The following is a 9596-nucleotide window of genomic DNA, read 5'->3' on the forward strand; positions in this document are numbered from 1 at the left end:
ACCCCAAACCCCTCCCTTGAAAGGGAGGGGCTGGAGACTCGAATGCGATACCTTCCCCTTACCGACGCAGACCGCGGTGCGATGCTCGCGCGGATCGGCGCGCAGTCGATCGACGAGCTGTTCGTCGACGTGCCCGAAAGCGCATGTCTGTCCGGCCCGGTTGCCGGTTTGCCCGACCATGCGACCGAACTCGCGGTCGAGCGCCATATGGGCGCGCTGGCCAAGCGCAATCTGTCGGCGGGGGAGGCGCCTTTCTTCCTCGGCTGCGGCGCCTATCGCCACCACGTCCCGGCCTCGGTCGATCATCTGATCCAGCGTGGCGAATTCCTGACCGCCTATACGCCCTATCAGCCGGAAATCGCGCAGGGCACGTTGCAGATGCTCTTCGAGTTCCAGACCCAGGTCGCGCAGCTTTATGGCTGCGACGTCGCCAACGCCTCGATGTACGACGGTTCGACCGCGTGCTGGGAAGCGATCGTGATGGCGCGGCGGATCACGCGGCGGAACAAGGCGATCCTGTCGGCGGGGCTCCATCCGCATTATGTGTCGGTCTCGCAGACCATGGCGCGCTTCACCGGCGATGTGCTGGAGACGGCATTGCCCTCGCTTGAGGCAAAGACAGACGCGGCGCGGCTGCTCGACGCGATCGACGGCGACACGTCATGCGTCGTCGTCCAATATCCCGATATTCTCGGCCGCATCGGCGACCTGTCTGAGATCGCGGCGCGCGCGCATGAAAAGGGCGCGCTGCTGATCGCGGTGGTGACCGAGCCCGTCGCACTCGGCGCGTTGCGGTCGCCTGGCGAGATGGGTGCCGATATCGTCGTCGGTGAAGGCCAGGGCATCGGCGTCGGGCTGCAGTTCGGCGGTCCCTATGTCGGCCTGTTCGCGTGCCAGGAGCGCTTCGTCCGGCAGATGCCGGGCCGGTTGTGCGGCGAGACCGTCGATGCCGAGGGCAAGCGTGGCTTCGTGCTGACCTTGTCGACCCGCGAGCAGCATATCCGCCGCGAAAAGGCGACGTCGAACATCTGCACCAATAGCGGTCTCTGCGCGCTCGCCTTTTCGGTCCATATGACCTTGCTGGGCGAAAAGGGGCTGCGCGATCTGGCGATGCTCAATCACGCACTGGCGGTGAAGGCGGCGGAGCGGCTGGAGAAGATCCCCGGCGTGACTCTGATCAATGACGGTTTCTTCAACGAATTCACGCTCGATCTCGAGCAGGAAGCGCGGCCGGTGGTGCGTGCGCTCGCCGATCGCGGCGTGCTGGCCGGCGTGTCGCTCGGCCGGCTCTATCCGGGTGTCGAGGCGCTCGAACGCGGGCTTGTGGTGGCGGTGACGGAGACGAGCACTGCCGAGGATGTCGAGGCGCTGGCCGCCGGACTCGAGGAGGCGCTGGCATGACGATCAACCAGAGCGGATGGAAGCCCGAAATGGGCGGCAGTGTGGCGCAGGCGGGAGCAACCTTCACCGGCAATCGTGCGCTGATGCTCGAAGAGGCACTGATCTTCGAGATCGGCGATGCGCATACGACCGGCGTCGATCTGGAGGCCGCACCGGCGGTCGCATCACGCCTGTCGGGGCTGGAGCGCAATCGCGGGATCGGCTTGCCCGGCCTGTCCGAGCCCGAGGCGGTGCGTCACTATACCCGGCTCAGCCGCCAGAATTACGCGATCGACCTGGGCCTGTTCCCGCTCGGTTCGTGCACGATGAAGCATAATCCGCGCCTCAATGAAAAAGTGGCCCGGATGGCGGGTTTTGCCGACCTGCACCCGCTCCAGACCATCGACACGGTGCAGGGCGCGCTCGCGGTGATCCATGAGTTGGCGCATTGGCTGACGACGCTGACCGGCATGCCGGCGGTGGCGATGAGCCCCAAGGCCGGCGCGCACGGTGAATTGTGCGGCCTGCTTGCGATCCGCTCCGCACTAGAAGCGCGCGGCGATGCGCGTTCGGTGATCCTCGTGCCCGAAAGTGCGCATGGCACCAACCCGGCAACCGCGGCGTTCTGCGGCTATGCAGTCGAAGATATCCCGGCGACTGCGGAGGGACGCGTCGACCTGGAGGCCCTGAAGGCACGCCTGGGCCCCGATGTTGCGGCGGTGATGATCACCAATCCCAATACATGCGGCCTCTTCGAGCGCGATATGAAGGCGATCGCCGATGCCGTCCACGACGCGGGCGCGCTGGTCTATTGCGACGGCGCCAATTTCAACGCGATCGTCGGCCGGGTGCGCCCGGGCGACCTCGGCGTCGATGCGATGCACATCAATCTACACAAGACCTTCTCGACGCCGCATGGCGGCGGTGGGCCGGGTGCGGGGCCGGTGGTGTTCTCCGAAGCGCTGGCGCCGTTCGCCCCCTTGCCCATCGTCGAGAAGACCGCCGATGGTTATCACCTCGTCGAGGAGGAGACTGCCGGCGAGCATCACGCGCAGAGCTTCGGCCGGATGGTCGCCTTCCATGGCCAGATGGGCATGTTCACCCGCGCGCTCGCTTATATTCTGAGCCATGGCGCCGACGGGCTTCGTCAGGTTTCCGGCGATGCGGTGCTCAACGCCAACTATGTGCTGCGCAGCCTGGAGGATGTGCTCGACGCGCCGTTCGGGCCGAGCGGTCCGTGCATGCATGAGGCTTTGTTCTCGGATGACGGGCTTGCCGAAGGTTTCACCACGCTCGATGTCGCCAAGGGCCTGATCGATGAGGGCTATCATCCGATGACGATGTATTTCCCGCTCGTCGTCCATGGCGCGATGCTGGTCGAGCCCACCGAGACCGAGAGCAAGGCCGCGCTCGATCAGTTCATCGGCGCGCTGCGTTCGGTGGCCGAGCGTGCCAAGGCCGGGGATCAGGTGCTGAAAGGGGCCCCGCATTTCGCGCCGCGCCGGCGGCTCGACGAGACGCTGGCCGCGCGCAAGCCGGTCCTGGTGTGGAAAGCCGCGGAGGTTGCGGAGGCGGCCGAGTAGCGCGTCGGTGGGTCGGGGCGATCGATCCGATCAAATCACCGTCATTCCGGCTCTGCCATTGTCATTTGTCATTGCGAGGAGCGTAGCGACGCGGCAATCCAGCGGCCGATGCATCGCTGGATTGCCGCGCTTCGCTCGCAATGACGACGGGGCATGTCCATGACTGTGGGCTTGTGATCGCTGAATCGATCACGGGCCGCATGCACTTGCCAGATCGGTCTGGAACCGCTTTGACACGGTCATGACCGCACCCGCTCCCTGGAGCCCCGCCGATGGCGGCGGCGAAGCCAAGCGCCACGCGCCCGCCACGTTGCGCAATCGCGACGCCATTGCCGCCGTGCTGCGCGAAACCCTGCCCGAGACCGGGCAGGTCCTCGAAGTGGCCAGCGGCAGCGGTGAACATATCGTCCATTTCGCGCAGGCATTTCCGGGGCTCGACTGGCAGCCGAGCGATCCCGAGCCGGCGGCGCTCGCATCGATCAATGCCTGGCGTGCGGAGGCCGGCCTTGCCAATGTTCGTCCGGCGCTCATGCTGGATGCCGCGGTCAGCGAATGGCCGGTCGTGCGTGCGGATGCGATATTGTGCATCAACATGGTCCATATCAGCCCATGGGCCGCGACCGAGGGGCTGATGGCCGGCGCGGCGCGACTCTTGTCGTCGGGCGCACCGCTCTATCTCTATGGCCCCTATATTAGGGGCGATGTTCCGACCGCCGAGAGCAATCTGGCGTTCGACGCATCATTGCGTGCCCGCAATCCGGCCTGGGGGCTGCGCGCGATGGAGGATGTGATCGCGCTCGCCGCCGAAAATGGTCTCAGCTTCGAGCGTTTCGTCGAGATGCCGGCGAACAACCTGTCGGTCATTTTCCGGGCGGATTAGGTGCGCCGGATCACGAGATTCCGAATCTCGGTCATGTCCTCCATCGCGAAGCGGATGCCTTCGCGGCCAAGCCCGGAATCCTTGACGCCGCCATAGGGCATATTGTCGACGCGATAGCTCGGCACGTCGTTGATGACGATGCCGCCGACGTCGAGCGTGTCCCAGGCGTCGAACATCTGGAACAGGTCGCGCGTGAACACGCCCGCCTGCAGGCCGAATTTGCTGTCGTTGACGATGTCCAGTGCTTCGTTGAAGTCGTCGAACCTGATCAGGAAAGCGACGGGGCCGAAGGCTTCTTCGATATTCAATTTGGTGTTCCGGTCGACGCCTTCGAGCAATGTCGCCTCCAGCATCGCGCCGTCGCGCTTGCCGCCGCACAACAGGGTCGCGCCCTTGGCCACGGCTTCCTGGATCCAGGTGTCGAGCCGCCGGGCTTCGCCTTCGGAGATCATCGGGCCGATAAAGGTGGCGCGATCGTGCGGATCGCCGGCGACCAATGTCCTGGTCTTCGCGACGAGCATGTCGCGGAACTCGTCGTAGACATCGGCATGGATCAGGATGCGCTGCACGCCGATGCAGCTCTGCCCGGATTGATAGAAAGCGCCGAAGATCACGCGCTCCAGCGCGTCGGCCAGGTTCGCGTCTTTGTCGACGATGACGGCGGCATTGCCGCCCAGTTCGAGCACGACCTTCTTCTTGCCCGCCTTGGCCTTCAGCTCCCAACCGACCGCCGGCGAACCGGTGAAGGACAGCAATTTCAGCCGCTCGTCTTCGGTGAACAGGTCGGCGCCTTCGCGGTGCGCGGGCAGGATCGAGAAGGCGCCCTTGGGCAGGTCGGTTTCGGCGAGGATCTCGCCCATGATCAGCGCCCCCAGCGGGGTGCGGCTGGCGGGTTTCATCACGAAGGGGCAGCCGACGGCGATCGCGGGCGCGATCTTGTGCGCGGCGAGGTTGAGCGGGAAGTTGAAGGGCGAGATGAACGAGCAAGGGCCGATCGGTACGCGCTTCCAGATGCCCTGATACCCCTTGGCACGCGGCGAGATGTCCAGCGGCTGGACTTCGCCGGTCATCCGCACCGATTCCTCTGCGGCGATGCGGAAGGTGTCGATCAGGCGCGTGACCTCTCCTTCGCTGTCCTTGATCGGCTTGCCTGCCTCGACGCACAGCGCATAGGCGAGTTCGTCGAACCGTTCCTTGAAGCGAGAGACGCAATGCTGGAGCACGGCCTGACGCTCATAGGATGCCAGCTTGCGCATCGGCTCGGCGGCTTCGACTGCGCCCTGGATGCCGGCGTCGATCGTCCTGGCATCGGCCTGTGCGCAGCGGAAAGCGACCTTGCCGGTGAACTTGTCGGTCACCTCCAGATCGGTGTTGGGCTGCTGCGCCTCATTGTTGAGGTAGAGCGGATAGACGTCCTTCAGCATCGCCACGCGGGACTTTCCTCCAGAGCGATTTGTCGTTCGATGGAATCATCGAACGACTCGAAAATCGCGGTAAAACAAACGGCTAGAGCAGGCTTGCACTCAGCGCCTTGATCTCGTTGTTCAATATCCTGTCATTGTCCGAATAGTCGACCTGGCAATCGATCAGATGGACGCCCGGCGTGTCGAGCGTGTGACGCAACAATTCGGTCAGATGTTCGGCGCTCTCGACGCGGTGGCCGTGGGCGCCATAGGCCTCGGCATATTTGACGAAGTCGGGATTGCCGAATTCCAGGCCCCAATCCTTGAAGCCCATATTCGCCTGTTTCCAGCGGATCATGCCGTAGCTGCTGTCGTTGAGCACCAGCACGGTGATGTCGAGCTTCAGCCGGACCGCCGTCTCCATTTCCTGGCTGTTCATCATGAAGCCGCCATCGCCGCAGATCGCCATGACCTTGCGGCCGGGATAGACCATCGCGGACGCCATGGCGGAAGGAAGGCCGGCGCCCATCGTCGCCAGTGCATTGTCGAGCAGCACCGTATTCTGCTGGCGCGCGGGATAGTTGCGCGCGAACCAGATCTTGTAGACGCCATTGTCGAGGCAGATGATGCCGTCATTGGGCATCGCCTGACGCACCTGCTTCACCAGATGCGGTGGATAGATGGGAAAGCGGAGATCGTCCTCCAGGCTCGCCGTGTGCGCCACTTCGGCCTTGCGGGAAGCGAGCATCGCTTCGCAGCCCCAGCCTTGCGGGACGATATCCTCCTTCATCTGCCAGATGGCATTGGCGATATCGCCGATCACTTCGATCTCGGGAAAATAGACCGGGTCGACCTCGGCCGAGCGCGTCGAGACATGGATGACCGGGCAACCGCCGGGGCGCATGAAGAAGGGCGGCTTCTCGATCACGTCATGGCCGATATTGACGATCAGGTCCGACGCCTCGATCGCGCGGTGGACAAAATCGCCCGAAGACAGCGCCGCGCAGCCGAGGAATTTCGGATGGGTTTCGTCGATCACGCCCTTGCCGAGCTGGGTGGTGAGGAAGGGGATGCCGGTCTTCTCGACGAACTGGAGCAGCATCCGCCCGGTCATCTTGCGATTGGCGCCCGCGCCGATGACCAGGATCGGCGCCTTCGCCCTTTCGAGCATCTTGACCGCGGCGCGGACCGCCTTGGGATCGGCGGAGGGACGGCGCGCAAGGCTCGGCCGGATCGGCACGCTCTCGGTCTTTTCATCCGCCACATCCTCGGGAAATTCGAGATGGGTGGCGCCGGGTTTCTCCTCTTCGGCCAGGCGGAACGCTTCGCGGACGCGGCTGGGGATATTGTCGGCGCTGGCAAGCTGATGCGTGTATTTGGTGATCGGTCGCATCATGTCGACCACGTCGAGGATCTGGAACCGGCCCTGTTTGGATTTCTTGATCGGTTTCTGCCCGGTCACCATCAGGATCGGCATGCCGCCGAGTTGCGCATAGGCCGCGGCGGTGACGAGATTGGTGGCGCCGGGGCCGAGCGTGGCCATGCACACGCCGGTCTTGCCGGTATGGCGGCCATAGGTCGCGGCCATGAAGCCGGCCCCCTGTTCGTGCCGGGTCAGGATCAGCCTGATCTTCGAGCGACTGAGCGAATCGAGCATGTCGAGATTCTCTTCGCCGGGAACGCCGAAGATATATTCGACGCCCTCTTCCTCGAGGCACTGGACGAACAGATCGGATGCCTTGGTCATGCCGCTAGTCTCCCCCGCACGCCCCGTGGAGCGATGGATTTTGTCCAGATTGTCGCGACCCCTATGCGTCCGTGGTAATCCTGTTCGCCCGAGGAGTCATCCTCAATAGCCGCGTGCCGGATCCACCATGTTCCGCAGCGGCTCGCCGGCCAGATAATGGCGCAGATTTTCGGCGAAGAGTGCGGCGGCGCGCGGGAACAGGCGGGTCTGCGCGCGGCCCGAGAGATGCATGGTGATGATCACATTGGGCATTGCCCAGAGCGGATTCTCCGCAGGCAGCGGCTCGGGCGTGGTGACGTCGAGAAATGCGCCCGCAATCCGCCGGAGCTGCAACGCCTCGATCAACGCATCCTGATCGACCAGGTCGCCGCGTGCGATATTGACCAGCCAGGCGCTGGAACGCATCGCCGCGAAATCCGACGTGCCGAGCAATGCTTTCGTCTCCGGGGTCGAAGGGGCGGCAAGCATCACCCAGTCGAACTCGCCGAGCCGTGCGCGCCAATCGTCGGGGCCGATGACCGCCGGATCGTCGGAGGGGGACCGACGGACGCCGGTGACGCGCACGCCCAATCCCGTCAGTCTTTCGCCGATCGCCTGACCGATCGCGCCATAGCCGATCACCAGCGCGCTGCTTTCCCAGAGTTCGGCGGTGCCGGGCGACACCACCGGCCATTCGCGCCGATCCTGCGCACGCACGACCTGATGGAAGCCCTTGGCCGCTGCCATCATCCCCATCACCGCATATTCGGCGACGGGAATCGCGGCGAGTCCCGCACCGTTGGTCAGAGTGACGCCGCGCTCGGCGAGCAGGGTGAGCGGCAGCGCGTCGAGCCCGGCAAAGATGGTGGTCAGCCATTTGAGCCGGGTCGCGGCCACCGCCGCCTTGCCGACATTGGCGGGCACTTGCTGATCGAACCAGCCGATCTCGGCGGCGGGCGCGAGCGCGATCGCCTCTTCGGGCGTGGTGAACCAGTGCGCGTCGATCTCGGGCGTCAGATGCGGCTCGATCAAGGCCCGGGCAAAGGCAGGAAAGACGGCGTTGATCCTGGTCATTCGTCCATCTCCCATCTTGCCTCGGCGATCATCGGGTCAGTCGAGTGCGATCTTCCAGTCCCAGCCGAGCGGGTCGCCGTCCATGATCTCGACGCCCTGCGCCGCAAGCGTGTCGCGGATGCGGTCCGAGGTCGCAAAATCCTTGTCGGCGCGGGCCTGGCGGCGCTCGGCGATATGCGTCTCGACCTCGTCATCGGTCAGCACCGCGGCGGCAGGACGGACGCGCAGATTGGTGCGGGTCAGCGTCAGCAGGCCGAGCCCGAACACCGCGTCCATTCGCGCGATCGTTGCGCGCGACTTCTGTGCGATCGCCTTGTCGAGCAAAGGCAGCGCCTTGGGGAGGTTGAGATCGTCGGAAATCGCTTCGTCGAATGCGGACAGCAGCGTTTGATCGGCATCGCCATCGTCGTCGCCAAGCGCCGAAACCGCGATCACCCAGCGCCGCAGCCGGGTCAGCGCCGCCGACAGGCTTTCCGCGCTGAATTCCAGTTCCGACCGATAATGCGCCGAAATGCACATCAGCCGATAGGCGAGGGGATGGATGCCGCGGTCGATCAGCGACTGGAGCGTGGTGAAGCCGCCCTTGGACTTCGACATCTTGCCGCCGCGATCGACCAGGAAATTATTGTGCATCCACCAGTTGGCGCCGGTATTGGGCGTGCAGCTATGCGCCTGGTTCTGCGCGATCTCGTTGGGATGGTGGATCTCGCGATGGTCGATCCCGCCGGTATGGATGTCGAACTGGTCGCCGAGATATTTGCGGCTCATCACCGAGCATTCGAGATGCCAGCCGGGTGCGCCGCGACCCCAAGGCGAATCCCATTCCATCTGGCGGTTCTCGCCGGACGCTGATTTGCGCCAGATCGCGAAATCCTGAGCGTGGCGCTTGCCCGCGACCGGATCGATCCGGCTTTCGCCCTGATCGTCGGTGGTGCGCGCCAGCCGGCCGTAATCGGGAACGGTCGAGACGTCGAAATACAGGCCGCTGTCGAGCTCGTAGCAATGGCGCGGCGCGATATCGGTCGCGAATTCCACCATCTCGCCGATATGGTCGGTGGCGACCGACCACAGGCTGGGCGCACGGATGTTGAGATCCGCCAGATTCTGCTTGAACGCCTGGGTATAATGCGCTGCGATATCCCAGATGCTCTTGGCCTGCGCGCGCGCGGCGGCTTCCATCTTGTCGTCGCCGGCATCGGCATCGGACGTCAGATGGCCGACATCGGTGATGTTGATGACATGGGTGAGCGGCCAGCCCTTCCAGGTGAGGATGCGGCTGAGCGTGTCGGTGAAGACATAGGCGCGCAGATTGCCGAGATGCGCGTAATTGTAGACGGTGGGTCCGCACGAATAGACGCGCACGCGATCGGGATCGATCGGCGCGAACGGCCGCGCCGCGCGGGTCAGGCTGTCATAGAGGACGAGCGGTGCGCCTTGGGTCATGGCCCGTGCCAATCTCCGCAAAACGCGCCCGCGTCAACCGCCGCCGAACCCATGGATCGGGCTGCGTGCAGGATCAGGGCGGTGCCGGAGGGGGCTTGGACGGGGGT

7 protein-coding genes are annotated in these 9596 nt (G+C 64.6%); 3 read left to right on the forward strand and 4 right to left on the reverse strand.

Annotation, left to right across the window (positions count from 1 at the left end; translation table 11 throughout):
* Positions 1–42: 42 nt before the first annotated feature.
* From gcvPA to AC3WN8_RS29935, 3 genes are all read left to right on the forward strand, one after another.
* Entirely contained in the window at positions 43–1401 is a 1359-nt protein-coding gene (gene gcvPA, locus AC3WN8_RS29925; protein ID WP_492673186.1) for an aminomethyl-transferring glycine dehydrogenase subunit GcvPA, read from the forward strand.
* The gene (gene gcvPB / locus AC3WN8_RS29930; RefSeq protein WP_492673187.1) at positions 1398–2963 is read left to right on the forward strand and encodes an aminomethyl-transferring glycine dehydrogenase subunit GcvPB; all 1566 of its coding nucleotides are present in this window, start codon (positions 1398–1400) and stop codon (positions 2961–2963) included. The genes gcvPA and gcvPB overlap by 4 nt, the downstream gene beginning before the upstream one ends.
* 241 nt (positions 2964–3204) lie before the next feature.
* Positions 3205–3843, forward strand: a complete 639-nt coding sequence (locus AC3WN8_RS29935; protein WP_492673188.1) for a DUF938 domain-containing protein — start codon at positions 3205–3207, stop codon at positions 3841–3843.
* Here AC3WN8_RS29935 and AC3WN8_RS29940 read toward each other — a convergent pair.
* From AC3WN8_RS29940 to cysS, 4 genes are all read right to left on the reverse strand, one after another.
* Positions 3840–5267 carry an aldehyde dehydrogenase family protein gene (locus tag AC3WN8_RS29940; protein ID WP_492673192.1) on the reverse strand — a complete coding sequence of 476 codons (1428 nt, stop codon included), beginning with the start codon at positions 5265–5267 and terminating at the stop codon, positions 3840–3842. The genes AC3WN8_RS29935 and AC3WN8_RS29940 overlap by 4 nt on opposite strands.
* Positions 5268–5349: 82 nt before the next feature.
* Positions 5350–6993, reverse strand: a complete 1644-nt coding sequence (locus AC3WN8_RS29945; protein ID WP_492673189.1) for an acetolactate synthase large subunit — start codon at positions 6991–6993, stop codon at positions 5350–5352.
* Between the two features lie 102 nt (positions 6994–7095).
* On the reverse strand, positions 7096–8046 hold the full coding sequence (locus AC3WN8_RS29950) for a D-2-hydroxyacid dehydrogenase (RefSeq protein ID WP_492673190.1): 951 nt from the start codon (positions 8044–8046) through the stop codon (positions 7096–7098).
* A 36-nt stretch (positions 8047–8082) separates the two neighbouring features.
* Entirely contained in the window at positions 8083–9489 is a 1407-nt protein-coding gene (gene cysS, locus AC3WN8_RS29955; protein ID WP_492673191.1) for a cysteine--tRNA ligase, read from the reverse strand.
* Between the last annotated feature and the right edge of the window lie 107 nt (positions 9490–9596).

The sequence above is a fragment of the Sphingobium sp. FW305-3-2-15-F-TSA7 genome, from assembly GCF_058787155.1.

What these genes read in the sequence shown, in the direction of transcription:
- gcvPB (WP_492673187.1), top strand. Translation starts at nt 1,398, where the DNA reads ATGACGATCAACCAGAGCGGATGGAAGCCCGAAATGGGCGGCAGTGTG.
- cysS (WP_492673191.1), bottom strand. Translation starts at nt 9,489, where the DNA reads ATGACCCAAGGCGCACCGCTCGTCCTCTATGACAGCCTGACCCGCGCG.
- AC3WN8_RS29945 (WP_492673189.1), bottom strand. Translation starts at nt 6,993, where the DNA reads ATGACCAAGGCATCCGATCTGTTCGTCCAGTGCCTCGAGGAAGAGGGC.
- AC3WN8_RS29935 (WP_492673188.1), top strand. Translation starts at nt 3,205, where the DNA reads ATGACCGCACCCGCTCCCTGGAGCCCCGCCGATGGCGGCGGCGAAGCC.
- AC3WN8_RS29940 (WP_492673192.1), bottom strand. Translation starts at nt 5,267, where the DNA reads ATGCTGAAGGACGTCTATCCGCTCTACCTCAACAATGAGGCGCAGCAG.
- gcvPA (WP_492673186.1), top strand. Translation starts at nt 43, where the DNA reads ATGCGATACCTTCCCCTTACCGACGCAGACCGCGGTGCGATGCTCGCG.
- AC3WN8_RS29950 (WP_492673190.1), bottom strand. Translation starts at nt 8,046, where the DNA reads ATGACCAGGATCAACGCCGTCTTTCCTGCCTTTGCCCGGGCCTTGATC.